Origin of the sequence: Rhodococcus sp. G-MC3 (assembly GCF_030063335.1) — a bacterium.
Taxonomy (GTDB): domain Bacteria; phylum Actinomycetota; class Actinomycetes; order Mycobacteriales; family Mycobacteriaceae; genus Rhodococcoides.
Map to the genome: position 1 here is coordinate 1 of NZ_JASISW010000005.1, position 24,245 is coordinate 24,245.

Genomic DNA, 24,245 nt, shown 5'->3' on the forward strand with positions numbered 1-24,245 from the left:
TCCTTGCGGATCTCGGTGAACATGCCGACAGCGCGTTCACGCAGCTCGGTGGGGTAGTTGCTTGCCGGTCGTGCCATGGCTTCATTCTCCTAAGAAGTGAAGCCTCCGGACAACCCGGTGCGGTTCACCTGTCCTCGTGGACCGCGGAAATTGAAATCGAATGTGAGACAACCAATGCCATCTACTCCGTCGTCCAGTGGTCGTGCCGCAGATCCCGACGCAATGTCGCACCGACAAATCCTCGAAGCCTTGACCGGCCTACTCGCTGCGCTGTTCACGGCTCTTCTCAGCACAACGATTGTCACTACGGCGCATCCAACCATCGTCGGTGACCTCGACGGTTCGCAGACCGTCTATGCCTGGGTGATCACAACGGCCCTGCTTGCCAACGCCGCGTCGACGCCGATCTGGGGCAAGCTCGCAGACCTCTTCAACAAGAAGGTTCTCGTTCAGGTCGCCATCGTCGTCTTCGTTGTAGGCTCGATGCTTGCCGGGTTCGCGCCGAACATACCGATTCTGTTGACGGCTCGCGTCGTTCAGGGTGTCGGTATGGGGGGTCTGACGGCCCTCGTCATCGCCATCATCGGGTCGATCGTGTCCCCGCGTGAACGCGGGCGCTACTCGGGTTACATCGGTGCAGTCACCGCCGTATCGATGTCGGGCGGACCCATTCTCGGCGGCGTGGTCGTCGACAGTCCGCTCGGGTGGCGCTGGTGCTTCTTCATCTGCGTGCCAGTTGCTGTCGTTGCCTTCGGACTCGTGCACAAGACGCTCCATATCGAGACCGTGCGCAAGGACGACGTGTCCATCGACTGGCTCGGTGCCCTGCTGCTGACAGCAGGAGTCTCCGTTCTCCTGGTGTGGGTCTCGTTCGCAGGCAAGGCTGGCTATTACGAGTGGCTCTCCCGGGACTCGGCCATTCTTGTCGGCACCGGGGTGTTGCTCTTGGTCGTGACCGTCATCGTGGAGGCTCGTCACTCATCGCCGATCATTCCTTTGAAGATCGTCACCGAGCGCACGACCGGCCTTGCCATCATCGCGTCCGTTGCCGTCGGTGTCGGGCTTTTCGGCGGCACCACGTTCCTCGGGCAATACTTCCAGACGGCACGCGAATTCTCTCCCACCGGGGCTGGGCTACTCACGATCCCCTTGGTGTTCGGCATGCTCGTCAGCTCCGTCGGATCCGGACAACTCATCACCAAGCTCGGACAATGGAAGCCCTTCATTGTGGCCGGCGCGGGTCTCATGGTGGTCGGATTCCTGCTACTCGGCATCGTCGATCACGCTACGAGCCTGTGGTCTATCGGCGTCTTCATCGCGGTCGTCGGCCTCGGAATCGGCATGTTGATGCAAAATCTCGTACTAGCCGTTCAGAACACGGTCAGCGTGCACGATATCGGTGCGGCATCGTCCAACGTCGCGTTCTTTCGCACGTTCGGTGGAGCGATCGGTGTGTCCGTTCTCGGGTCGTTGTTGGCCGGCCAAGTGGCCCAGAAGTCGGCTGCAGGTTTCGCTCAGTTGGGCATCGACGCCTCGGCCGGTGGTGGTTCCTCACTCGACCTCGGGGCGCTGCCGCCACCGGTCGCCGCTGTCGTTCGGACCGCCTACGGTGATGCTACGGGGCGAATCTTTCTGATCGCCGGTTTCATCGCTGTCGTGACTCTGGTTGCGACCGTACTCATCCCGAACAGGCCATTACGCAGAACGATCGACGTCGCCCAGGTGCACGGGGTGGGCGATGAGTTCGCCGAAATCCCATCCTTCGGCCCCGATCGGGTCTACATTGCACCCGAGCCGGCGGATCGCGAGGGAACTCGTAGCTCCGACGCTCCCTGACGAACGGCCTCGATCCAGCGCGTCACTCCTTGGCAAGGACGTGTTGGATCGCTGGTGCCACGACGCGAACAAGGTCGTCGGTGCTCGCCTCGCTCAGTAGTGGTACTCCGATGATGCGACGGCTCGTGACGATGCCGACGAGCATCGATGACGCTAATCCTGCTCGCAGCGCGGCGTCGGCGCCACCATCGGGGTTCATGCCGTGCAACAAACGGGATTGGATGAAGTCACGCAGTTGTTCCGTAGCGTGTTCGTTTCCGATTGCGCTACGAAGCATTGCCATCAACGGCTCGGACTCCTCGGGGGTACCTTCCCACGCTGCCAAGTACGCGCGGACCACCCGTTCGCCGAGGTGCGCGTCAGGGCCCTCGAACGCGATGTCGAACCGTTCGAGAGCTGAGGCCGGGATAGCCATCACGGATGCGAAGAGCTCATCTTTGGATCGAAAGAACTGCATCACTTGCGAGGCGTCCACGCCCGCGTCGGAGGCGACCGATCGAATGGTGGTCCCCGCGAATCCATCGCGTGCGAACCTGGCGCGGGCAGCGTCGAGCACTGCCTGGCGTGTGCTTTCGGTTCCCGGGCGTCGCCCGCGTCGGGGCTTTCGGGTCTGGCTCTTCTCGACCGTCATGGTGCAAAGCTACCGCTGCAATTCTATATGAACAACTGTTGAGTTCCGCTTCGGTCGGCCGTATCGTCGTCGTGAGCGATGTCTCGAGGTCGCTCGCCGTCGTGGTGGCCTCCAGGGTTGACAGTGACGGCAGTCACGATGGATGATCTAAAACACCCGAATGTTTCGGGTGTTTTCTAGGTGCTGTTGTTGCGGAGAATCGCCCTGCGCCACATGCAGGGAAGCGAAACATGCGCAGCCTCGGCACATCGACGCACAATTCTGAAATGTGAATGGAGCAGACTCTCAATGAGTGAGTACGAAGACAAAGCGGCAATCATCGAAGTTCTCAACCTCTACGCGTTCGCGCTGGACTCCCATCAGTGGGACCTGTTCAACGACATCTTCACCGAGGACGTGAAGGCCGAGTTCGGTCCAGCCAGCGCTGCGTGGCCGGATGTTGCCAGCCTCACAAGTGCATTCGAAGATTTCCACAAGACGCTCGACACCCATCAGCACACGATGACGGGCCACCTCGTGCATGTCGAAGGCGACAAGGCATACACCTTCACGTACGGCAACTGGTTGCTGGTTCGTAAAGCAGCCTTCGGTGGACCGACCTGGCTGGGTTCGGGTTGGTACGACGACGAACTGGTGCGGACCGACAAGGGATGGCGCATTCGACACCGCATCTCCAAATTAATCTCGTACACCGGGAATCCCGATGTGCCGCAACCGGTCGGCGATCAGCGACCAGACCACACCGGGCATGTTCTACGCGAAGCGGTGGAGGCAGGAGACGTTCGGTACTTCAACGCCATCAAGGGCAGATGACGCACTGACGTCCCGGTCTGCCGTCGCAGGCGCGAATCGCACGGAGACCGTGGATGCGCAGTCGCGGTGGTTGCATGGATGGCTCGGAGCTCCGGCGGCGAACTGCAGATCGCTGATCGAAGCTACTGAAGTCCAACGTATTACGCGTCCTCGCGTACTCGTTGTAAAAAGATTGCCGACAAGCGCACCATCCCGTTCTCGGGTTGTAGACCAGTTTCTCCAGATTTATATAAACAGGTGTTGAGTTAATCGTCGATCGGACGTACGCTCGTTGTGGGATCCGAAGGCAAGCGAGGATCACGAGATGAGGAGCTCGACATGAGCGAAGACCAGAAGATTTTCGTACCGTCCACTCCGTTGCCGGCAGGCCGAAGTGGAGTGTTGACGGGATTCGATCCGGGTTCTCGGACCTTGGAGGCCGGATACCGAATAGCACCTCAGTTTCGTTCTCTCCCCGTCGATGTGGTTTTCGAAAAAGATGTCGCTGTCCAGCTTCGTGATGGTGTGACCATCTATGTGGACGTGTTCAGGCCGGTCGGGGATGAAAAGGTGCCGGTTATCGTCGCCTGGAGCCCCTACGGAAAAGGGCAGGGCACGTCGCCCAGCGTGATGGGCGTCTTCGGACTCGTCGGGCTCGAGAATTCCATCGTTTCCGGTCTGGAAAAATTCGAAGCTCCGGATCCGGCGTACTGGTGCGCCCGCGGTTACGCCATTTGCAATCCTGACATTCGCGGTGTGGTCGATTCGGATGGCGACAGCGTGCTGTGGGACAGGCAAGATGGCCGGGACTGCTACGACCTCATCGAGTGGCTCGCCGAGCAGCAGTGGTGCAGTGGCAAGGTTGGCATGAGTGGAACCTCGTATCTAGCGGTGTCGCAGTGGTTCACAGCTGCAGAGCAGCCACCCCACCTCGCTGCGATCAACCCATGGGAGGGCGTGAGCGATGTCTATCGCGATCTGGTCCTGCGTGGCGGAATGCCTGACACCGGTTTCGCGCAGCAGCTTCAGGACGGCAGCTTCTTCGGTAAGAATCAGAAGGAGGACATCCTCTCCGAGGTAGAACGCTACCCACTCATGACCGAGCTGTGGGAGAACAAGATTCCGCAGTTCGACCGTATCACCGTCCCGGCGTACGTCGTCGCCAGCTATTCGAACACCCTGCATACCGCGGGAACCTTCCGCGCTTGGCGGCGAATCGCGTCGGACGAGAAGTGGTTGCGTATCCACAACGGACAGGAATGGCCCGACTACTACGACGAGACCAACGTCGAAGAACTCCAACGCTTCTTCGATCGCTACCTGAAGGGTGAGGACAACGGTTGGGAGCAGACGCCGAGGGTGCGGTACTCCGTCCTCGACCTCGAGGGCGGCGACACCGTCGGAGTATCGGCAAAAACCTTTCCACCCGAACAGGTGTCGTCTACAAGGTACTACCTGGATGCGCAGTCTCGTACGCTGCAAGCCGCAGCTCCTACCGTTGCAGCGCTCGCCGCATACGACGTCGATGCCAACCCCAACGCCGTGTCGTTCATCACGCGCTTCGAGAAGGAGACGGTGATGGTCGGATACCCGAAGGCGCGACTTTGGGTCGAAGCACGCGGCTCCGACGACATGGATATCTTCGTGCTCGTACAGAAGCTCGACGCGTACGGCACCCCACTGCAGGCATTCACAGTCCCGAACCAGAGCGCGCGAGCGCACGACCTCACGGACCACGGCGCGACAATTTTGAAGTACAAAGGCTCTGACGGACGCTTGCGGGTCTCCGCTCGCCACCTCGACGACGAGCTTTCTACTCAGGAGGTGCCGGCGCATAGCTTCGATCGGGTCGAAAAGCTCACGGCAGGTGACATAGTGGAAATCGAGATCGACTTGCTGCCAATCGGTCTCGCGTTCCACCCGGGCGAACAGCTGCGATTCGTCGTCAGCTCGCGCAATCTTCTGGGAACCTTGATGCCGGGTATCCGGGAGTACGTCGGTGCCAACAGTGGTCAGCATGTCATCCACACCGGTGGAAACCATGCTTCTTACATACAACTTCCAGTCCTGTCGAACTGACCGGTTCGATACAACTACAGCAAACAACGATCGAAGTGAGGCCCAATGATGAGTACCGAACAGCACCTGAGCGTGGCGACCGAATCCGATCCTTGGGTGCGGTTGGCAGGTGAGGACCGCGATGGCAGCATCGCCGGCTTCGAGTTGACGTCCGCTCGGCGTGCCCTGTCATTGCTCAAGAGCAAGCTGGGCCGTGACTCGCTGCTCGAACTGTTGAAAAACGAGATCGACGCGGGAACGGCCTTCCTCAGAACAGAAATCGAACGCTCGGCGGGGGAGGAAGAAACGGGTACCACGACCTTGAATGCTCGCGGCATCACCGCGAACGAGTTCACGACATGGCTGTCGCGGGCGTTCGGCCGTGAGGACGTACTTATCGCAGGGCACCCGGAGCACTACGCAATCCATGCTGGCAGTGGAGGCGTCAACATCGTCGAGACGCTCGGTGACTACGTCTGCTCGTTCTACATGCATCCATGGGACGACGCCGCTACAGCTGAGGTCGAGCTCCCTGCCGACGGTGAGGCACCACAGGGTCGCCGGTCTCGGATGGCGCTGGAAGACGGGACCGTCATCGGATCCATCTCGAATTCGTTCACAGATGTACCGGGCGGGTTCGTAGCGCGGCTGTCGGTGACGCTACCGGCGACGTGCGGGCCGGAGGTCATCGAGCACCACCTCGAGCATTTCGCAGTCGAATTCCGCAACTGGATTCTGGCCGCCGTCGCCGAGCAAGTCAGTCCGGTCGGCGCCGTCAGCGCGTGACGATTGCGGAACACTTGCTGCAATGGGCTACGTCGGTGAGACAGATCTTGCCGACCAGGGATTCAGCCGCCGATCTGTACAGGTGGGCAGCTGAATATTCCGTCGGCAAACGTTGGCGGCCCTGATCCCAATCTTCGCAGCTTGCCGCAGGAAGTCCAGGTGTTTTGGAATTCACTTCAACAGGTATCACTGAGCCGCCGATGGGAGGACCAATCGATGGGAGGACCAGTGGGTTTGCAACAGCTGGAAGCAATGTTGAGCGAGACCAAGATCGCCGGGGAGCCGTTCGAAGGCGGAGCAGATCAGACCGAGCTGAACTACCTGGCCGCGCTGGCGGCAAGGCCCGGTACGCGACTGATCTGCGAGGTCGGGTTCAATGCGGGCTTTTCGAGCTGGGCATTTCTGAATGCGTCACCCTCGACCGTCGTGTACTCGTTCGATCTCGTCGATTATGCCTACAGCGCGGCAGCAAAATCGCACATCGACGAGCTGTTTCCGGAGCGACACTTCCTGATTGGCGGTGACTCGCATTCCACCATCGCAGCTTTCGCGCAGCTCCACCCGGACATGCGATTCGATGTGATTTTCATCGACGGTGACCATTCACTGGACGGTGCCCGTGCTGATCTCGCCGACCTGCGGGCGCTCGCTACGCGCGACACGGTGGTGATCATGGACGACGTCATGCCCTGGCTTTGGTACGGCGAGGGTCCGACATCGGCTTGGCACGAAGCGATCGACGCAGGCTCCATCGTCCACGAGTCCTACTTCCGGGACGGCGAACCCGTCAATTCAGTTGAGCCACCGGCAAACAGGGCCTGGGCAGTGGGTCGATACCCGGTCTGACCGACGTGCTGGAGGCCGCTCGACTATCGAAGCAGCAATAACCGGAGTCCTCTGACTTCGTCCGGCACTGTTGTCGACAGGTCAGCGGGGAGCCAGCCGCCACAGCGAGGTGCTCTCGCGGGATCGTGCAGCGTGGAAGAGATCCTCGGTGTCGCGGGAGCGAGAATGCGTCGGCGACACCTCCGACCGGCCGAGCACCGCGAGGCCCGCGCGGTCGATCGCGGAGAGTAGATCCTCGCGCGTTGCGAGCCCGAGAAGCTCCGCCAGATCCGAGATCACCAACCATGCCTCGCCTCCGGGTTCGAGGTGCTTACCGAGACGGTCCAGGAAGGCACGAAGCATCCGATTGCCAGGGTCGTATATGGCGTGTTCGATACCCGACGTCGGCTTGGTCGGAATCCAAGGTGGATTGCACACTACGAGCGACGCGCGGCCGGCAGGGAAGATGTCGGTGAGTCGAACGTCGACTCGGTCGGCGAGGCCCAACTTTTCGATATTCTTCTCGGCGCACGCGACGGCTCGTGGGTCCTTGTCCGTCGCGACGACATGGGCGACGCCGCGCTTGGCGAGTACGGCAGCCAGAACCCCCGTGCCGGTGCCGATGTCGAACGCTGTGGTCGTTCCGGCAGGAAGGGGAGTATCGGCCACAAGTTGCACATATTCACCACGCAGGGGCGAGAACACGCCGAAATGTGGTTCGATGCTGGCGTCCAGCGCAGGAATGTGAACACCCTTGCGCCGCCATTCGTGAGCGCCGATGAGGCTGAGCAGCTCACGAAGCGACAACAGTGACGGACCGGCCGCCTCGCCGTAGACCTCGGTAGCAGCAAGTGCGACTTCGGGTGCTCTGCCGTAGTTCAAGGCATAATCCTGATCGAGTTCGACGAGCAACATTCCGAGGGTGCGTGCGCGCCGCGCCTGATCCTGGCGGTGGAGGTGAAAGTCTTCTGCGGGAGTCGACGATGGCTTCCGCGGCCGCGGCTCGGCTCGTCGCGTCATTGCAGTGAGCAATTGGCGCGCATTGTTGAAATCTCCACGCCACAACAATGATTCACCGAGCGATACGCGCTTGTAGGCGACATCGGCGCTGATGTCGTCACCGATGAGATTAATTACCTTCGGCGCTGGTGCGTTGTTCTCCGAACGCCACAATGCCGAGCGTTTCTGCCCGTTCTCGAGCCACTCGACAGTCGTGCCAACGAGCGCGCTGTCGTTTCGGTCGTCGATCATGCGGTCACGAAAGCAGTTCGGTCGTCGATACTGTCGAGGTAGATCGGCTGGTACACGTGTCCCCTTCGGTTGAATTCAGTCAACCACAACCGTGTGGCTCGGTGAACGCTCCCCAAGCTGAGCCCAGCCACCCTTGTCGTGTCACCGCAGGGCATGCAACGAGCGGATCAACTCCTCTTCGTCTACACGGGTGCTGTGGCCGTCGCGGATCACTGCCTCGCCGTCGACCCATACGGTGTCCACCACCTGCCGAGTGCCCGTGGTGAGTAACGATGCACCTGGGTCGCGAACGGGCAGGCATGCGAAGTCGCGCTCGAAACGGACCATCGTGAGGTCGGCGACGTCGCCCACCGACACTCCCGCTGAACGCGAAGGCAAACCGAGCACGAAATTGGCGCCGCCCGACGCCATGTTCAGCATGGTGTCGAAACCGAACAGATCTGCCTTCTTGTTGACCGCACGCTGGATGTACGCGCCGACGCGCAGCGATTCCAGCATGTCCTGGGTGTCGTTGCTGGCAGCGCCATCCACGCCGATACCGACGTGCAATCCTGCGGCAAGCATGTCGGGGACGGCGGCAACGCCGGAGCCGAGCCGCATGTTGCTGATCGGGTTATAGGAAACTCCGACGCCGCGCTCGGCCAACAATGTCCGCCCGAATCCGTCGAGTTCGACGCAGTGGACGGCCAGCAAACGGTCCCACAGAAAGCCGTGGCGATCGAGATAGTCGACAGCGGCCACACCTGCATGTTCGCGGCACATTACGTCGTCGGTCTGCGTTTCGAGAAGGTGAATCATCACAGTCATGTCGTGAGACCGCGCGAATTCTCGCACCGCACCCATACCGTCGGGTGTCAGGGATCGAGGGTTGGGAACCGCGACAGCGGTGGATATCCTTGTCCCCATTGTGCTTTTTGCGATGTCGTCGATATGAGCCAGGACGTCGTCGAGCGGTTGCATCAGCCGTGGATCGAAGCCCCAGCGTCTGGTCGGGTCGGCACGATCGGCGGTACCGCGGCCGAACACGGCTCGAATCCCCGTGTCGTGCAACCCCTTCAGTACGGCATCGTGCACATCGGTGGATGGGTGTGGCCACATGTGTTCCACGAGCGCCGTTGTGCCGCTGCGGAGTGCTTCGAGGGACGCTGCCACCGTAGCGATGTACGCTCGTTCTGGAGTGATTGCCACCGACTCCTCTGCGACAGCAAGTAGCCACTCGAGCAGCGGAATACCTTCTGCGATTCCTCGCATCAGCGACTGTTGCATGTGGGTGTGGGTGTTGACGAATCCCGGGATGAGGTATGCCCCAGTCCCGTCGACGCCCGTTGTCGTCGACGGCCCGGCCAAGTTGATATCGGTCACCAGTCCGCCGCCGACCACGACGTCGCGGTGCGGCAACCACTGCCCGCCCGAGTAGACCGTGACGTCGTGGATCAGTGTGTCGTGCATGGAGGTGTCCCTTCGTTGCCGATTCGGTGCAGTGCTCAGCGAGCGAAGTTGGCGCTGATGCGCTGGTACAGATAGTCCTGAGCGCTGATCGAGGGATACTTCTTTGCTGGGCCTTCGATGACGGCATCTCGGTTGGCTTGAGCGAAGAATGCCAGACTGTAGCGGGCACCTTGGTATTCGTTCCTGCCCGGATTCTTGACCCGATGAAAGTTCGACGGCAGGACATCGTCGCTCCAGCGCATCAGCATGTCGCCGATGTTGCACGTGATGGCGTCGTCCGACGGCTGGATGGGTGTCCATTCCTGGGTATCCATCTCGCGACCGGGACATACCTGCAGCCCACCCTGGCCATCGCGTTGGAAAAGCAAGGTGAGGCAGTCGAAGTCGGTGTGCGCTCCGGCGCGCCACGTGTCGGCCTGGTCGCCGATCTCGAAGTAGTGCAGCATCCGAAGCGTGCTCTGGTAGCCCTGCACCCATGGATCGTGAGCCCGGGTGAAGAAGTCTTGATCGAATCCCAGCTTGACGGCGAAGCAGGACAGCAATTTCATGGCGAGCTCCCAGCACTTCGTCTCGAAGCCCACGATTGTCTCGCGGAACCCGGCAAGCTCGGACTCGGACGGCCACAGGGCGTCCATGTGCGGACGGGTGACCTGGAACGATTCCTTCTGATCCGGTGTTCCGATGGAAGGCCGGACTTGAGATTTGTACTCCCAGCCGGAATTGAAGCCTTTCTTCAGAGGATATTGCGCCTTGACCGATTCGGGCAGGGCAAAGAACGCTTCGGCGGCGGCAAAGGCGCGTCGGACTTCGTTCAAGTCGATTCCGTGATCGATCACCTGGAAGAATCCGATGTCGGTGGCCGCAGACCACAATGCGTCCGCAATCTCGTCGCGACGAGAATCGAAGTCGGAGATGTCGATTCGTCTGATCTCGCGTGAGTTCGTCTCGGTACCGAGACCGCCCATCCGGCTCTCGCGATCAAGTTCGGTCAGTGGGTGGTTCATAGTGTGTCCATTCTCCTACGGTTGCGGTGATCGGGTGGGTCCTGCGCAGATCAGGCAATGCCGATCGACGGGTCGGTGAAGCGGTTGGTGAACAGTTGGTCGGCCGTCAGGTCCGCTGGAAGCCGCGCGCCACCACCGGTCAGCACCGGCGTCAGTTCGGCCAGGTTGTTCTGCGTACGCACCGGGTCGTATGTCCCCACCGAGCCGTCGGCTTCGTTCGCGATCAGCCCTTGGTCCTTGAGAAGCTTCGAACTGAACGCAGCCTCGCCCTCGGAGTACGGGGTGAACGAGGTGTCCTGCGAGACGATGTCGACGATGGCGGAGTCTGTCACCGACGGTGCCGAGATGTAGTCCGCGGTGGATTGCTGAATGATCGGTACAAGCTTGTCGAGGCAGGGTGAGAGCGCCTCGACCTTGTCTGCTCGCACGGAAACGTTGGACGCATAGATGTCGTAGCCGGTGTCCTTTACAAGTTGGTAGGCGACCGGTTTCGACCATGCAGGTGTGTCCGACTCGTAGGTGTATGGCTCGGAGTTCGCGAACCCTTGCTGCGCAATCTCCGGGTCGCCGACGAAACGGGCAGGAGCGCCGTCGTACCCGGTGTCGAGTTGCCCGGACTTCAGCAGCCCTTCGCTGACGAGCCACTGCGGAAAGATTTGCTCCTTGGATACGACAACGGTTGCGTCCGATTTTCCGATGTCGGCGATCGACTTCCAGTCCGGATGACTTTCGGGATCCCACATCAGTATCGCGGGGCTGTATTTGAGTAGGGGAGAGATACCCACCACCGGCTGATCAGCAACGGCGGAGATGACCTGATCACCGTGCACGATCCCGAGATCGATCGAATCGTCCACGTACATCTGCGACGTCACCGACTGGAAACCGATCGCAGGTCCACCGGCACGCATTGTTATGTCGACGCCGGTGTCCTTGCCTTGCGCGACGAGTGGGCCGGTCACGGATTTGGCTTCGGAGTCGACGGTATAACCCGGGCCGAGCATCTGAAACAGCCCGCCCATGTCGGACTGCGGCTGCCACTGGAGCTGAATCGTCACCGTCGACGGGCACGAGTCCGCAAGATTCTGCTCGGCAGGTGCGGGCTCGAGCGATAAGGAGGCAGTCGTCGAAGTATCGCTGTCGGTGCAAGCGCTCGATCCGAGTGCGATGGCAAGCACTACCGCCACACCTACGGTCTGGGTCTTCTTCGTGGCCATGACAGCAACTCTCTGATAGTTGGAGTGTGGGACACGTTGCGCGAAGCCGACATTCGACGCCGTTGACGTCTATCGACTGCGAACAGTGTGCATGCTGAGAGATTGCATGTAAAGCGGTAGAGGGTAGAAGTGCGCGCATCGACGGCAATGGCCAACTGAAAGTGCAGCTCGTAGGCGGTATGGAATCGACAGTTCATCGAATTGTAATCCAGTGAAACATTTAAGAAATGCATGCAATGCACGATTGGCAATGTTCTATTACATGCAATTCAGCTGGAGGTAGTCATGGATTCGATCGATACCATGCAGGGCGCCGATGCATCGCTGCTGACGAAGAACACCCAGATCGTCTTCGACGCGGTGGTCAAGCGGTTCCCCACTGGGACCACGGCGCTCGACGGAATCGACCTCGCCGTGCGGCGGGGAGAATTCGTCGCAGTAGTGGGTCCGAGTGGATGTGGAAAATCGACATTGCTCCGGATGGCCGCAGGTCTGGAATGCGGTACTGACGGAAGTGTCTCTCTCGGAACCGATTCCGTCGGTTTCATTTTTCAGGAGCCGACCCTTCTGCCGTGGCGCGACGTATTGGGCAACGTAGAACTGTCGGCGGAGCTGGGACACCTCGACTCGAGGACTCGTCGTCATCGCGCAGTGGCCGCGATCGATTCGGTGGGGCTCGGCGGTTTCGCAAATCAGCTACCGTCTGCACTGTCCGGCGGAATGAAGATGAGGGTGTCTCTTGCCCGTGCTCTCACCCTGTTGCCGGATGTTCTGCTCCTGGACGAGCCCTTCGGCGCACTCGACGAGATGACGAGGCACGACATGCAATCGCTTTTGTACACACTCTGTACCGAAGGGGAATTCACTGCAATGTTCATCACGCACTCGGTGGCGGAAGCGGTGTTCCTCGCGGACAGGGTTGTGGTGATGACTCCACGCCCAGGGAAAATCCATTCGATCGTTGACATCGCCTTCGACGGTCCGCGAACGGAGAGTCTTCGTTTCGACAGTCGATTCACCGACTACGCCGCTCGTATTTCCTCCATTCTGCGTGGGGTGGCCTGATGACGCAGTCGATTGCAGTTCGGATGCCTCGTGCTCGATCAGCGCGTGCTGCAGCTCAACGCCCACGTCCTGCTGTGAGCCTGTCGAATAGAGCTTTCGGCGCGGTCGGTGTACCTGCCGCGTCCTTCGGCGCTGCGATTGCGGCCTGGTACACAGTCAACTATCTGGTACTTGCCCCGGAACGCCGCTTTCTTCTGCCTGCGCCGCACCGAGTGCTGACGCAGTCACTCCTGGACTGGTCACATCTCGGTCCGATGCTCGACGCGCTGGCCGTCACCGCTCGCGTGACCGCGGTCGGATTCGTCATCGCGGTGCTGTTCGGGCTTGTCGTCGGCATTCTGATGAACCAGGCCACCTGGATCGAACGCGCGGTGTATCCCTATGCGGTGGTTCTGCAGGTGATTCCGATCCTGGCAATCGTTCCGCTGATCGGTCTGTGGTTCGGCTACGGCATGGTCGCCCGCACCATTGTGTGCGTGATGATTGCAGCTTTTCCCATCATCACCAACACACATTTCGGGATGCAATCCGTCGACCGCGGCTTACACGAGCTCTTCACGCTCGGTTGCGCATCGAAGTGGCAGCGACTGGTGAAGCTCGAACTGCGAGCAGCACTGCCCTCGATACTGACCGGCATTCGCACTGCAGCCGGCTTGGTTGTCGTAGGCGCCATCATCGGTGACATGTTCTTTGCGAAGAGGCAACCGGGTATCGGCACCCTTCTCGATATCTATCGGTCTCGCTTGCAGTCGGAGGATCTCATCGCAGCAATCTTGATTGCGTCCGCGTTCGGAATAGCCGTTTTTTCGCTCTTCGGAGTCCTCTCTCGTGCGCTGGTAGGCAGGTGGCACGCATCCGGTTCCCGCTCCTGACATCCTCACTTTCGATGAGCAGCCCGAGTTCTGGCCGCAGAGATAGGCGAGAATGGTTGCCGGGACGAATACTTCACATGGGTGGATGGGACACATGAGCACAACCGAACGCGAACTCCTCACGGAGTCGGTTCATGCAACTCTTCGTGAGCAAATCTTCTCCGGCGAGCTGCCACCCGGCACCGCCCTGAGCGTTCCGGCGCTGGCTGCAAAGTTGAAGGTGAGTCGTACGCCGGTCCGCGAGGCGGTTCAGCAGCTGATCTACGAGGGAATTGCCGTCCACACCCGAAACGCGGGTGCCAAGGTCGACTCGCTCGACGCGAACACCATACGATCCGTCTTCGAGGTGCGGGAATTACTGGACGGTTTGGCAGCGCACCGCGCAACGCTCAATGCCACGAACGATGCAGTCCATGAGCTGCACGTGATGGTGCAGGAGCAACGCGGACTGCTGGACAGTCCTGCCGACGCGAAACGAGACGCGTTGCTCGATCTGCGGTTCCACACGCGAATCCGCGACATCGCGCAGAACAGACCGCTCAGCGATGCGCTCCTTCGTCTGGACAGCCAGGCGCACCTCTATCGATCCGATATGTGGTCCGCCGACCTCGGGCGACAGCTTGCTGTTGCCGAACACGGACGCATCGTCGATGCCATCGAGACCGGTGATGCGGATGCTGCTCGGATCGCCGCATCAGCGCACGTTGCGGGATTGCTGGTGCGGATTACCCGCACCTGACAGGACGGTCCTCGCCGCGTCGATGATTTTTCTTATCATCGCTGGTCTACTTCCGCGACCGATCCAATTACCTGCAGGGGAGTCGACCATGGGCCTCATCACTCTCGAACTGTTTTCCACACTCGATCTCGTCGGGCAGGCGCCGGGCGGACCGAAGGAGGATCCGGAGGATTTTCCGTTCGGTGGCTGGCAGGCGCCGTTGATGAACGACGTCAGCGGCGCGCAGGTTCTCGCCGCGTACGAGGGCACCGATGCTCTTCTTCTCGGCAGACGGACATACGACATCTTTGCCTCGTACTGGCCGAACAAGGACGGCCAGGACAACCCGATTGCATCACTTTTCAACAGCATCCCGAAGTATGTGGCCTCCCGCGGTACGCCCGACCTGTCATGGCCGGGAGCCACGCAGCTCGGTTCCGACCTGCCGACGGCGGTGCGCGAGATACGTGATCGCCACGAGAACGTGAAGGTCGTCGGAAGTCTCGACCTCGTCCAGACGCTGCTCAAAGAAAAGCTATTCGACCGAATCGACCTCTGGATCCACCCCATCACACTCGGCGTCGGGAAGAAGGTGTTCGACGACGGAGTGGTGCCGAGCAACCTCACGCTCCTGGCGCCGCCGGTGGCCGCCTCGACCGGAACTGTCTACTTGCAGTACGGACTCGGCGACGGAACTCCGGAAACGGGAGACATGACCGAATAGAGAAGTGTCCGTCGGAGTGACTGCCTATTGTGCGCGACCTATTTGTAGAATCCCTCGCGCAGGTTGATGCCGTGTTCGATCCACACCTTCAGGGCCGCGAGCATGCCGGTCCAGCCCTGGCAATTGCCGAATGCGCTTTCGGCCCCGTCGGCTGTCGGTGTCCAGGACGATTCGGTGACCGTCACGAGGGTGCGGGCGCCGTCGTCGATCGCTTCGAATTCGAAAGTGGTTGTCGTCGTGCCATCCTCGGACGTCGTCGCGTTGCCTCCCCATCGGATCACGATTCGGTTCGGTGCGTCGGCCTCAACCACGGTGACCGGGAATGCGCCGGGAAAATCGTGGAAATCCCAGCTCACCTCGGTGCCTGATTCGAGTCGCCCTCGTGCGCCTCCAGTCGTGAAGTACTTGGACAACTGTGCGGGGTCCGCGACCGCTTCGTAGACGTCGGTGAGCGGTCGGGCAATTCTTCCCGACACGGTGAACGAGAGTTCGGTCAGATTTTGAGTCATGTTGTATTTTTACAACATGACTGGAACGGGGCGCAAGGGTGACGACGATGATCGGGTGTTCAAGGCACTCGCGTCGCCGATTCGTCGCCGTATGCTCGACATCCTCAAAGAATCGCCCCGCACTACGGGTGAGCTGTGTGCGATGCTTCACGACATCGATCGCACCACGGCGCTCCAGCATCTCCGCGTTCTCGAAGCCGCCGATCTGGTGACCGGGAGAAAGATCGGTCGGGAACGACACCTCGCCCTCGCGCCGTTGCCTATCAAACGCATCTCGGACCGATGGATCGGAGAGTACGCAAGGGCTGCGGTCGACATGCTGGATCGCCTGGATGACAGGTAACTCCGGCGCAACCGCGGCCCGTTGCAACCTCCGAGCAACCCTTGCTGGCCTACGTTCGAAACTCCAAGGGCTCGCGCAAGCAGGAGGATTTCGATGACCGATTCCGTAACACTTCGCCAACTGACGGGATTGCCGGACGCACCGTCTTCGCTCAGTGATTCCGTGCTGATCATGATCGACTGTCAAAACACCTACACCCAGGGCGTGATGGAACTCGAAGGAGTGGACCCAGCCCTCGATGCTGCCGCCGAACTGCTCGATCGTGCACGCACCGCAGGTACGTCGATCATTCATTTCATGCACGACGCCGGTGCGGGTAGTCCCTACGACATCAACGCCGACATCGGGCACATCGTCGAGCGCGTCGCTCCTCGCGGGGACGAGGCGGTGCTGGTGAAAAATTACCCGAATTCGTTCGTCGGAACGGACCTCGACGAGCGGCTTCGCGCGCTCGGCCACACGAACTTGCTGATTGCAGGGTTCATGACCCACATGTGTATCAACTCCACCACCCGTGGTGCGTTCAGCCTCGGATACAGTCCGACTGTGATCGCCAGTACGACCGCGACGCGCAGTCTTCCCGGTGCAGGCGGAGTTGCAGCGAGTGCGCTTCAAGCAGCAAGTCTGGCAGCTATCGCGGATCTGTTCGGCGTCGTCGTTCCCGACGTCTCGGCCATTCCAGACTGATGGAACAGGAGGAATTTTGGCTTCGCCTAGGAGGCGCAGTCCGGGCGAGGGTGCTTCCTCACCTCGCGCACGAAACGTTCGATCAGCGCAGGATCTTTGACGCCGCGTGAGCTTTCGATGCCGCTCGACACGTCGACGCCTGCGGCTCCGGTCGCCTCGATGCCCGCACGGACATTGTCGACTCCGAGTCCCCCTGCGAGTATCCATGGCCGAGTTGGGCATTCGAGGCCGCTCCAGTCCCAGGTATTGCCCGCGCCTGCAATCGAACCGTCGACCAGCAGGCTGTCCTCGCCGAGCGAGGTGTAGTCGGAACCGGCAGCAGCGGCTCGGTACACGGTGAGCCCGGCTCGGTGCAACTCGTCAACCTGAGCACTGGTGCGTAGGTCGTGGACTTGAACCGTGCCGATACCGGTTTGGGATGCGACGAGCAGGATTTCGGGCAGCGTCGATCCCTTGAAAACACCGACAGCGTCGGAACGGCCCGCGACGAGTTTTACCAGCGGCAGCGCCTCGTCGACGGTAGTGCGGCGTGGGCTCGGTGCGAAGACGAAGCCGATTGCGTCGACATTCAAGGACAGAGCGATTTCCAGGGTCGATCGATTTCGGAAGCCGCACAGTTTGATGAACGTCATCGCACAAGATTACCGGCGTCTGCGTTGTCGCCGAAACATGACATTCTGGACTCGAAGTTCGACGACAGCGAGGATGCCATGAGGACCGATGGTTCAGTCTCTACCGAAGTCACGTCCGAGCAGTGCCCCTGATGGAATGGGGCGACGGACTCCAGGTGGCTGTCATCGTGGCTCTGGCTGCCGTGGGCACGTGCCTGTTGGTGGTCGGTGCATTCGGATCCGGCGCCTTGTGTTTCGGCGTTGCCGCACTGTGGTTCTGGCGGCTCTACCGGACGGGGGAGTGACGAGCGGACACAGCGCGGTTCGGGCGGCGGACTGCGATTCTGGAGCCTGCATTACATATCCGTGCTGCGCCGAGGTGTTCCTGGAGGCGAACCAGCGCATCGACGAGCTGCGAATTCTCGCCCACGTTCCCCCAGATTCCTCGGCGCAGACGAGAATTCGCAGTGCACAGGTACGTCGGCCCGTCAGGCGGTAACTTCGGCGATGTTCCTGATGTGCGCCTCCAGGTTGATGCGTACGCGCCCGGACGGGGGCGGTGAACCCAGACCGAATGCGCGAACTACCGCCGCGACCGAGGCGCCGCCCAGTGCGACATCGCTACCCAGTTGAGGCCACGTCGACAGTGTCTTCCCGATTTCGGGGAGGGAGGCGAGCATGCGCGGAGTCAGTTTGGTGGGGTCGAGGATTCGAGCTGCCAACGGCGCCTTCTGCTCGGGAGTGATGTTCGCCAAGGCGTCGGCGTCCAGATCGCCCAGCAGACCGTGCATCAGCGGTCGGTTCGGTTCGATGTCGAAGCGCTCGACGTCGAGAATTCCGCCGTCGCTGGTCTCCATGACGACCGGAATGCCCCGTTGCCGGGCGTTCTCCCGGAGCGTCAATTTGGTGTCGAGAGAGTCACATTCGTCGATGACGATATCGAGACCGTCGAGGAATGCATCCATCGACGACGGCGTCAGCCCCTCTGGATATGTGATCACCGACAGGTATGGATCCAGCTCGGCGATACGACGTGCCGCAACGGCCGATTTGTTGACGTCGAGATCGAAGATCGACGCCGGCACCCGGTTGAGATTGGACAGATCCAGTTCGTCGAAATCCGCCAGCCGCAGTTCACCGCACAACCCCTCGATGGCGATGGTGTGGGCAACTGCGTGACCAACACTCAGACCCACCACCCCGACCCGTAAACCACTCATACGCTTCTGTTCCGACTGGGTGATCTTGTTTCGATTGCGGTCCAGTCTCAGCGTCCTGAAACCCTCCGGACCGAGAACCCTGACGAGTGATGTGCGCCACGGATAGTGCACCCACCGCACAGGTTCTTCGCGAATCTCTTTCGCCGGTTCCGGGACCAGCGCGTGCAATGATCCGAGCTGATTCTTGGTGGTGTCCAGCACGGACATTCCTTGGCTCGCGACGAGTTCGTCGAACAGCGCCAAATCTTTTTCAGAGGTTGGATCCAGTACGTAGTGCTCTGCCATTGCGCCCTCGCATTTTCCGGCTGTAAGTGACTCTCAGTCGTCAACGTAGCCGATCGGTCAGTCCGGACCTTTCGCCGAGTACCCGAACTTCTTTATGAATGCACACAAAATATCGGGGTCGATATCAGGGAATTCCCTGTTCGTCTGTGTGTGAACTCATCACCGACGCGGTTTCTGAGCACTGATGGCTCGCCACAAACCGGGGAAAAGTTCTGAAAACGTGAACAATGAGTAGTACTGCCACCTGGCAGTGCTGCCGGCCACATGCGATATCGCTACCGCCGGCAGTTCCTCCGCGGTTTCTACCCGGACTCCGCGCCGTTTTTCAGGAGAACCTGTGACTGTTGTCTCGACAAGTTCAGTGATGACTATCGAACCTCTGGGAAAGGATGCATCGGCAAGTCGATTGACGCCGATGACGAGTCGGCGGTCGGCGAACCTGTCCTTCACGCCGCGTTCGAGTACCTGCGACGCCAGCTCGCTGACCCTGGTGGCTGCGACGCCCGATGCCGCTCCGGACCTGTGGTCCAGGTATGTCGACGGCGCCTGGGCGTCGTACTCGCGTCACGGAGTAACGGTTGCACTCGACATCGACGAGGTCGCATCCGGTGCGACCACCTCTGTGTTCTACGTTGTTCTGGGCGAGGACGGCACGATGTTGGGTGGTGTACGCGCCCAGGGTCCGTACACGGTGGTCGAGCAGTCGCACGTGCTGACCGAATGGGAGAACTCGCCTGGACTGGACATCGTCACTGCGCAACTCCAGGCGCGCTTGCCGCAAGGAATCGTAGAGATGAAGAGCGCTTGGGTCGGCAACGGTGGATCGGGACGCGTCGTCTCGGGCTTGCTCGCACGAACCGCACTGCCGACCCTGCACCTCGTCGGCGCCAGGTATCTCTTCGCCAGTGCTGCCGATCATGTGCTTCGTCAGTGGGAGGCTTCCGGTGGCCGGATAGACACGAGCGTCCCGGCAGCGGCTTACCCGAGTGATCAGTATCGGACCCGAATGATGTGGTGGGACCGCCAAACGATTGCACGAGAGGCGCGTGCCGAGGTGTGGGCCGCGATGCAACTGGATGCCATGGTTCTCAACGGGCCGAGCGACTACTCCTCGGCGGTCGCTTGACGAGGTCCAGTGGTGTTCGGCGATGTCCGCCGAACAGCGTTCGGGGAGTGCAACGCTCGCTCATAGGCACCACGTGGAGCCCACGTCACCAGCATTGTCCCGGCGTGGGACGCTTGGTCTCGACCGCTGGATTTGGCGTCGTACAACGCGTTGTCGGCGGCGTGCATCAGCGTGTCGATCACGTGCTCGATGTGTGGCTCTTCGCTGATTCCGTCGACAGTGAGCCGCGGATCGAGTGCGGTCCTCACGTCTGCGGTCACCGAACCGACGCTCACAGTAACCTCGCACTCTGATCTGACGTGTTCGAGAATGGCTGTCTCGAGCGGACTTTCCAGTATGCGAGGGGTGAGGACGAGAAATTCCTCGCCGCCGATGCGAGAGACAATTGCGTCGTCGGACTCGGTGTCGTCTGTGGCGTGACGAAGTGCGTCGGCGATGGTGACGAGAATGCGATCGCCTGCGGCATGGCCGAGACTGTCGTTCACCGCCTTGAAATGGTCGATGTCGACCACGAATGCAGAAATCTGTCCGCGTTCCACGCACGTGGTGTCCAGAAGGTCCTCGACGTGGCTGAGCATGCCGCGGCGATTGAGCAGACCGGTGAGCGGATCGGTGTTCGCAAGAACATTGAGGCGTCCGTTGACTGCGAGTAGAGACCGGCGGAGTGCGGCGATGAGAATCACCGGTACCAGGACCGTCGTCGTTGCCGCACCCACCGCGATGCACGCGATCGGTATGCCCGATGCAGACAAGGTGATGATGGACAACCACGACGCGAGCGCGACCGAACCCGCTGTGAGGACCGCCGTCACTCGCGTCGGTGATCCGGATGCCGCGATCGCGGGAACCACGGCGAGCATCGAGGTGACGGCCCTCGTCCCTGCTGGATCTGCGATCAGGTAGGCGGACAGGGCGACTCCGATCATTCCGCCCGCGCCGAACACACCGAACTGAATGTCGTTCAGCGTTCCTACCTTGACGGCGAACAGCACAGTCACAGCAGTGAACACCATGATGATCGTGAGCAGTGGAAACGCGTTGTCGCGAAGAAAGCCCGGGGAGATCAACGCGATCGTGAGCAGGGGGACAGCGCCGAGCGCGCTGACCACCACCATCGCGGTGCGTGAGTCGAATCGGGACAGGAGGGAATGCGGTTCTGCACGAGTACGGCGCAGCGTCGCGTTCATATGTGGGTGCCCTCGGTTCGCGGTCGGTGTGAGCGAAAGCCTATCGCGTCCACATGGTCGGATCGGCGAACCTGCCAGGGACCCTCGCTCAGGGCGCGGTGCTCTCGTGGTCGTCCGGTTGTTCGTCGGGGCGGTCGACCTTGGTTTCCCACCGTGCTCGGCGTTCTTCAGCGGTCTGCTCCCACCACGGCGTTCCGCGCTCTCCGAGCGCAACTTTGGCTGCCTGGACTCCGTCGCGTGATCGCTGGGAACCGTCGGTCGTGCGCACGTCGCGCCGCCACGCCATCAGGATCGAACGTAACTCGGCGTTCCGAGCCTCAGGGATGTGCGGATCGGTGGCTCGCCACTTTCTGCCTTTGATGACGACGTGGTGGCCGTCGTCGGTCAGTTCGGGTCCATCGGTCATGCTTCGACGCTAGTCGAATTGCGCATGGGGCGACCGAGCTATTGACATGCAAGCGTGCGCTTGCCTATTGTTCTGTGATGCCCGAGAAACCGGGGGTTGCCGAGATGTTCAAGGCGCTGGCGGATCCGACCCGTCGTCTGATTCTGGACGAGTTGGTGTGCAGAGACGAGCAGACGCTCTTCGAGTTGTGTACGAGGTTGATCACTACGCACGGTCTGTCGTCGACGAGGCAAGCGGTGTCGCAACATCTCGACGTGTTAGAGAACGCAGGTCTGGTTCGCGTGAAGCGAAAGGGCCGCTACAAGTTTCACTTCATCGACACCGGTCCGCTGAGGGAGATCGGTCAACGATGGCCCGCATCGAGTCAGGAGCAACAGTGAAGATCTACATCACCAGCATCATGGTCAACGACCAAGACACGGCACTGGGCTTTTACACCGACATCCTGGGGTTCGTGAAGAAGCACGAAATTCCGATGGGTGCTCACAAGTGGCTGACTCTCGTGAGCCCTGGCAACGAGGACGGTCCAGAACTGGGGCTCGAACCGGCCGATCATCCTGCCGTTGCGCCCTTCCGGGAAGCGCTGATGGCCGATGGAATTCCGTTCACATCGTTCGCTGTCGACGACGTGCATGCCGAGTACGAACGTCTGATCGGGCTCGGTGTCGTGTTCACGCAGCAGCCCACCGAGATGGGTCCGGTCACCGTCGCGACGTTCGACGACACCTGTGGCAACCTCATCCAGATCTCCAGCTACGCAGGCTGAGGCAGCGGCGATGAGTCGAGCAGCGGCGACAAGTAGAACTGTCCTGGTCACCGGCGGCTCCCGCGGTATTGGTCGTGCGATCGCCCGCGCATTCGCCGCGCATGGCGATACGGTTGCCGTGCACTGCAACTCTCGCAGCGACGATGCCGATATCACGCTGTCCGGACTCGCGGGCGAAGGGCACCGAGTCGTGCGGGGCGACCTCACCGACCCGGAAGAAGTTCGACGGGTCGTCGGCGAGGCGGCAGGGGAAAGAGGGCTCGACGTTCTGGTGAACAACGCTGCCCGCATGGAGCCGCATCCGATCGTGGGGACGTCCTACGAAGTCTGGCAATCGGCATGGAGTCGAACGTTGGATGTCAATCTTGTTGCAGCAGCCAATGCCTCGTACTGTGCGGCGCACTCGATGATCGCAGGCGGCAGGCCGGGACACATCGTCAACATCGCCTCGCGCGGTGCGTTTCGCGGCGAACCTGATCATCCGGCCTACGGCGCAAGCAAAGCGGCGTTGATCGCGATGGGCCAGTCGTTGGCCGTCGCGCTTGCGCCGCACAGGATCTGTGTAACTTCTGTCGCACCGGGATTCATCGAAACCGAAAGAGTCGCTGCGCGATTGGAAGGCGACGAGGGTGCAGCGATACGCAGTCAAAGCCCTTTCGGTCGCGTCGGTACGCCGGAAGAGGTTGCATCGGCAGTGCTGTATCTGGCGTCGCCCGAGGCGATGTGGTCGTCAGGGACGGTTCTCGACGTCAACGGTGCCTCGCACCTTCGGATGTGACCGCTAGAAGCTGTCACCGGTTCGCCAGGGCATCTCCTGCAAGGTCCAGGTGTTGTCGTCGAGATCGGCGAAGCCTGCGTACCTGACCCCGCCGCCGACATCCTCGACATCGCCCACGACAACGCCGCGTTCGAGCAATTCAGTTCTCGACGCCTCGATGTCCTCCACCACAAGATGCAGGCCCTTGGTGGAACCGGGTGGCATGGAATATGCCGGCAACCCTGTTCCCATGCTTATCGAACATGCCGAACCCGGAGGGGTCAGCTGAACCACCCTGACTCCTGGCGCGGGCTGCACGTCGACATCGGCGACGAATCCAAGTTTCTCGGTGTAGAACGCTTTGGAGAGGTCGACGTCGGCTACTGCGATGGGGACCAGTTCCAGCTTCATCTTCATGTTGTGTGCTCCAGGTGGCGGCGTCGTCGATCGCGGTGTTGGTACATGCGGTGGTGGTACATGGTAGCCAGTGGCTCGGCCGCAGACGGTCGGCAATCGCTAAAACAGGTCAGCCGAAGTCGACTGCATCGGTGGCGACGGTGCCCGCGATTCGGCCGGGTGCTTTTTGGTTTTCCCAATACAGATTGGTGTGCGCGATGACCTGTTGCGGGGGAGGAGCGCCCCATTCGCTGAGATCTTCCGTCGTGTGGGCGTCGCTGACAAGGGTGGCGTCGTATCCGCGAGCGAGGGCACCGTGCAGCGTGCTTCTGATGCAGGCGTCGGTTTGAGCACCGACGACGATCAAACCGCCTACACCGAGTTCGGCCAGAACCGATTCGAGATCGGTGTCCTCGAAGGAATCGCCGTAGGTCTTGTGAATCAGCGGTTCCGATTCCAGCCGTGTCAATCGAGGTACGTATGCCCAGCCGGGAGTCGACGGCACCAATTCGTCCGACGAGTGCTGGACCCACACGACCGGCGTCAGCGCGGCCCTTGCCCTCGCGACAAGTGCTTGGATGTTCGATACAACAGTGTCCGCGTCGATCGATGCAGCCATCACGTCGTTCTGAACGTCGACCACGAGCAGTGCTGTTCTCGGACGGTCGAGGAGTGTTGTCATGCGAGTCAGAATAGCGCTGGCGTCGGACAGAGACACGAAAGC

General features: G+C 60.9%; 28 protein-coding genes. 16 read left to right on the forward strand and 12 right to left on the reverse strand.

Going from position 1 to position 24,245, the window contains the following annotated elements:
• The first annotated feature begins 174 nt into the window (after nt 1-174).
• Nucleotides 175-1,836: an MFS transporter gene (locus QMK17_RS06255; RefSeq protein WP_283507584.1), complete on the forward strand. Its 1,662-nt coding sequence runs from the start codon at nt 175-177 to the stop codon at nt 1,834-1,836.
• Between the two features lie 22 nt (nt 1,837-1,858).
• Here the strand turns inward: QMK17_RS06255 and QMK17_RS06260 are convergent, their stop codons facing one another.
• Nucleotides 1,859-2,467 (reverse strand): TetR/AcrR family transcriptional regulator, encoded by a 609-nt coding sequence (locus QMK17_RS06260; protein ID WP_283507585.1) that lies wholly within the window; start codon nt 2,465-2,467, stop codon nt 1,859-1,861.
• 288 nt (nt 2,468-2,755) lie between these two features.
• Between QMK17_RS06260 and QMK17_RS06265 the strand changes: the two genes are divergently transcribed.
• The 4 genes from QMK17_RS06265 to QMK17_RS06280 all read left to right on the forward strand — a co-directional run bounded on the left by QMK17_RS06265 (nt 2,756) and on the right by QMK17_RS06280 (nt 6,949).
• On the forward strand, nt 2,756-3,280 hold the full coding sequence (locus QMK17_RS06265) for a nuclear transport factor 2 family protein (RefSeq protein WP_136171757.1): 525 nt from the start codon (nt 2,756-2,758) through the stop codon (nt 3,278-3,280).
• 318 nt (nt 3,281-3,598) lie between these two features.
• Nucleotides 3,599-5,338, forward strand: coding sequence for a CocE/NonD family hydrolase (locus QMK17_RS06270; protein WP_283507587.1), 1,740 nt, complete (start codon nt 3,599-3,601; stop codon nt 5,336-5,338).
• A gap of 45 nt (nt 5,339-5,383) precedes the next feature.
• Entirely contained in the window at nt 5,384-6,103 is a 720-nt protein-coding gene (locus QMK17_RS06275) for a hypothetical protein (protein WP_283507588.1), read from the forward strand.
• A gap of 216 nt (nt 6,104-6,319) precedes the next feature.
• Nucleotides 6,320-6,949 carry a class I SAM-dependent methyltransferase gene (locus QMK17_RS06280; RefSeq protein ID WP_283507589.1) on the forward strand — a complete coding sequence of 210 codons (630 nt, stop codon included), beginning with the start codon at nt 6,320-6,322 and terminating at the stop codon, nt 6,947-6,949.
• 81 nt (nt 6,950-7,030) lie between these two features.
• On the opposite strand, the gene QMK17_RS06285 is transcribed toward QMK17_RS06280, so the two are convergent.
• The 4 genes from QMK17_RS06285 to QMK17_RS06300 form a co-directional block, all read right to left on the reverse strand.
• Nucleotides 7,031-8,179 (reverse strand): class I SAM-dependent methyltransferase, encoded by a 1,149-nt coding sequence (locus QMK17_RS06285; RefSeq protein WP_283507591.1) that lies wholly within the window; start codon nt 8,177-8,179, stop codon nt 7,031-7,033.
• 141 nt (nt 8,180-8,320) lie between these two features.
• On the reverse strand, nt 8,321-9,628 hold the full coding sequence (locus QMK17_RS06290; RefSeq protein ID WP_283507593.1) for an amidohydrolase family protein: 1,308 nt from the start codon (nt 9,626-9,628) through the stop codon (nt 8,321-8,323).
• A gap of 35 nt (nt 9,629-9,663) precedes the next feature.
• Nucleotides 9,664-10,632, reverse strand: coding sequence for an isopenicillin N synthase family dioxygenase (locus QMK17_RS06295; protein WP_283507595.1), 969 nt, complete (start codon nt 10,630-10,632; stop codon nt 9,664-9,666).
• Nucleotides 10,633-10,682: 50 nt separating this feature from the next.
• Nucleotides 10,683-11,849: a nitrate ABC transporter substrate-binding protein gene (locus tag QMK17_RS06300; protein WP_283507597.1), complete on the reverse strand. Its 1,167-nt coding sequence runs from the start codon at nt 11,847-11,849 to the stop codon at nt 10,683-10,685.
• 285 nt (nt 11,850-12,134) lie between these two features.
• On the opposite strand from QMK17_RS06300, the gene QMK17_RS06305 reads away from it, so the two are divergent.
• The 4 genes from QMK17_RS06305 to QMK17_RS06320 all read left to right on the forward strand — a co-directional run bounded on the left by QMK17_RS06305 (nt 12,135) and on the right by QMK17_RS06320 (nt 15,228).
• Nucleotides 12,135-12,914 (forward strand): ABC transporter ATP-binding protein, encoded by a 780-nt coding sequence (locus tag QMK17_RS06305; RefSeq protein ID WP_283507598.1) that lies wholly within the window; start codon nt 12,135-12,137, stop codon nt 12,912-12,914.
• The gene (locus QMK17_RS06310) at nt 12,914-13,786 is read left to right on the forward strand and encodes an ABC transporter permease (protein ID WP_283507599.1); all 873 of its coding nucleotides are present in this window, start codon (nt 12,914-12,916) and stop codon (nt 13,784-13,786) included. Before QMK17_RS06305 ends, QMK17_RS06310 begins: the two co-directional genes overlap by 1 nt.
• Before the next feature lie 94 nt (nt 13,787-13,880).
• Nucleotides 13,881-14,525 carry a GntR family transcriptional regulator gene (locus tag QMK17_RS06315; protein ID WP_283507601.1) on the forward strand — a complete coding sequence of 215 codons (645 nt, stop codon included), beginning with the start codon at nt 13,881-13,883 and terminating at the stop codon, nt 14,523-14,525.
• 88 nt (nt 14,526-14,613) lie between these two features.
• Complete coding sequence (locus tag QMK17_RS06320) at nt 14,614-15,228, forward strand: dihydrofolate reductase family protein (protein WP_283507603.1); 615 nt, start codon at nt 14,614-14,616, stop codon at nt 15,226-15,228.
• Between the two features lie 38 nt (nt 15,229-15,266).
• Here the strand turns inward: QMK17_RS06320 and QMK17_RS06325 are convergent, their stop codons facing one another.
• Entirely contained in the window at nt 15,267-15,737 is a 471-nt protein-coding gene (locus QMK17_RS06325) for an SRPBCC domain-containing protein (RefSeq protein ID WP_283507606.1), read from the reverse strand.
• A 16-nt stretch (nt 15,738-15,753) separates the two neighbouring features.
• Here QMK17_RS06325 and QMK17_RS06330 point away from each other — a divergent pair, with 16 nt between their 5' ends.
• Nucleotides 15,754-16,080 (forward strand): ArsR/SmtB family transcription factor, encoded by a 327-nt coding sequence (locus QMK17_RS06330; protein WP_283507608.1) that lies wholly within the window; start codon nt 15,754-15,756, stop codon nt 16,078-16,080.
• Between the two features lie 93 nt (nt 16,081-16,173).
• Nucleotides 16,174-16,767, forward strand: a complete 594-nt coding sequence (locus QMK17_RS06335) for a cysteine hydrolase family protein (protein ID WP_283507609.1) — start codon at nt 16,174-16,176, stop codon at nt 16,765-16,767.
• A 26-nt stretch (nt 16,768-16,793) separates the two neighbouring features.
• Here the strand turns inward: QMK17_RS06335 and QMK17_RS06340 are convergent, their stop codons facing one another.
• Complete coding sequence (locus QMK17_RS06340; protein ID WP_283507610.1) at nt 16,794-17,399, reverse strand: phosphoribosylanthranilate isomerase; 606 nt, start codon at nt 17,397-17,399, stop codon at nt 16,794-16,796.
• Nucleotides 17,400-17,521: 122 nt separating this feature from the next.
• On the opposite strand from QMK17_RS06340, the gene QMK17_RS06345 reads away from it, so the two are divergent.
• Nucleotides 17,522-17,683 (forward strand): hypothetical protein, encoded by a 162-nt coding sequence (locus QMK17_RS06345; protein WP_283508024.1) that lies wholly within the window; start codon nt 17,522-17,524, stop codon nt 17,681-17,683.
• Nucleotides 17,684-17,866: 183 nt separating this feature from the next.
• On the opposite strand, the gene QMK17_RS06350 is transcribed toward QMK17_RS06345, so the two are convergent.
• The gene (locus QMK17_RS06350) at nt 17,867-18,883 is read right to left on the reverse strand and encodes an Rv1355c family protein (protein ID WP_283507611.1); all 1,017 of its coding nucleotides are present in this window, start codon (nt 18,881-18,883) and stop codon (nt 17,867-17,869) included.
• 364 nt (nt 18,884-19,247) lie between these two features.
• On the opposite strand from QMK17_RS06350, the gene QMK17_RS06355 reads away from it, so the two are divergent.
• Nucleotides 19,248-20,009 (forward strand): hypothetical protein, encoded by a 762-nt coding sequence (locus QMK17_RS06355; RefSeq protein ID WP_283507612.1) that lies wholly within the window; start codon nt 19,248-19,250, stop codon nt 20,007-20,009.
• Here QMK17_RS06355 and QMK17_RS06360 read toward each other — a convergent pair.
• Both QMK17_RS06360 and QMK17_RS06365 read right to left on the reverse strand, forming a co-directional pair.
• A complete protein-coding gene (locus QMK17_RS06360; protein ID WP_283507613.1) occupies nt 19,988-21,196 on the reverse strand; it encodes a GGDEF domain-containing protein in 1,209 nt (402 codons plus the stop codon). The genes QMK17_RS06355 and QMK17_RS06360 overlap by 22 nt on opposite strands.
• 88 nt (nt 21,197-21,284) lie before the next feature.
• Complete coding sequence (locus tag QMK17_RS06365; RefSeq protein ID WP_283507614.1) at nt 21,285-21,602, reverse strand: hypothetical protein; 318 nt, start codon at nt 21,600-21,602, stop codon at nt 21,285-21,287.
• A 77-nt stretch (nt 21,603-21,679) separates the two neighbouring features.
• Here QMK17_RS06365 and QMK17_RS06370 point away from each other — a divergent pair, with 77 nt between their 5' ends.
• The 3 genes from QMK17_RS06370 to QMK17_RS06380 are packed head-to-tail and all read left to right on the forward strand — an operon-like array spanning nt 21,680 to nt 23,146.
• A complete protein-coding gene (locus QMK17_RS06370; RefSeq protein WP_283507615.1) occupies nt 21,680-21,982 on the forward strand; it encodes an ArsR/SmtB family transcription factor in 303 nt (100 codons plus the stop codon).
• Complete coding sequence (locus QMK17_RS06375; RefSeq protein WP_283507616.1) at nt 21,979-22,368, forward strand: VOC family protein; 390 nt, start codon at nt 21,979-21,981, stop codon at nt 22,366-22,368. The genes QMK17_RS06370 and QMK17_RS06375 overlap by 4 nt, the downstream gene beginning before the upstream one ends.
• A 10-nt stretch (nt 22,369-22,378) precedes the next feature.
• Nucleotides 22,379-23,146 carry an SDR family NAD(P)-dependent oxidoreductase gene (locus tag QMK17_RS06380; RefSeq protein WP_283507618.1) on the forward strand — a complete coding sequence of 256 codons (768 nt, stop codon included), beginning with the start codon at nt 22,379-22,381 and terminating at the stop codon, nt 23,144-23,146.
• Nucleotides 23,147-23,149: 3 nt separating this feature from the next.
• On the opposite strand, the gene QMK17_RS06385 is transcribed toward QMK17_RS06380, so the two are convergent.
• Nucleotides 23,150-23,542 (reverse strand): VOC family protein, encoded by a 393-nt coding sequence (locus QMK17_RS06385; protein ID WP_283507619.1) that lies wholly within the window; start codon nt 23,540-23,542, stop codon nt 23,150-23,152.
• A gap of 109 nt (nt 23,543-23,651) precedes the next feature.
• Nucleotides 23,652-24,203 (reverse strand): isochorismatase family protein, encoded by a 552-nt coding sequence (locus QMK17_RS06390; protein ID WP_283507620.1) that lies wholly within the window; start codon nt 24,201-24,203, stop codon nt 23,652-23,654.
• Between the last annotated feature and the right edge of the window lie 42 nt (nt 24,204-24,245).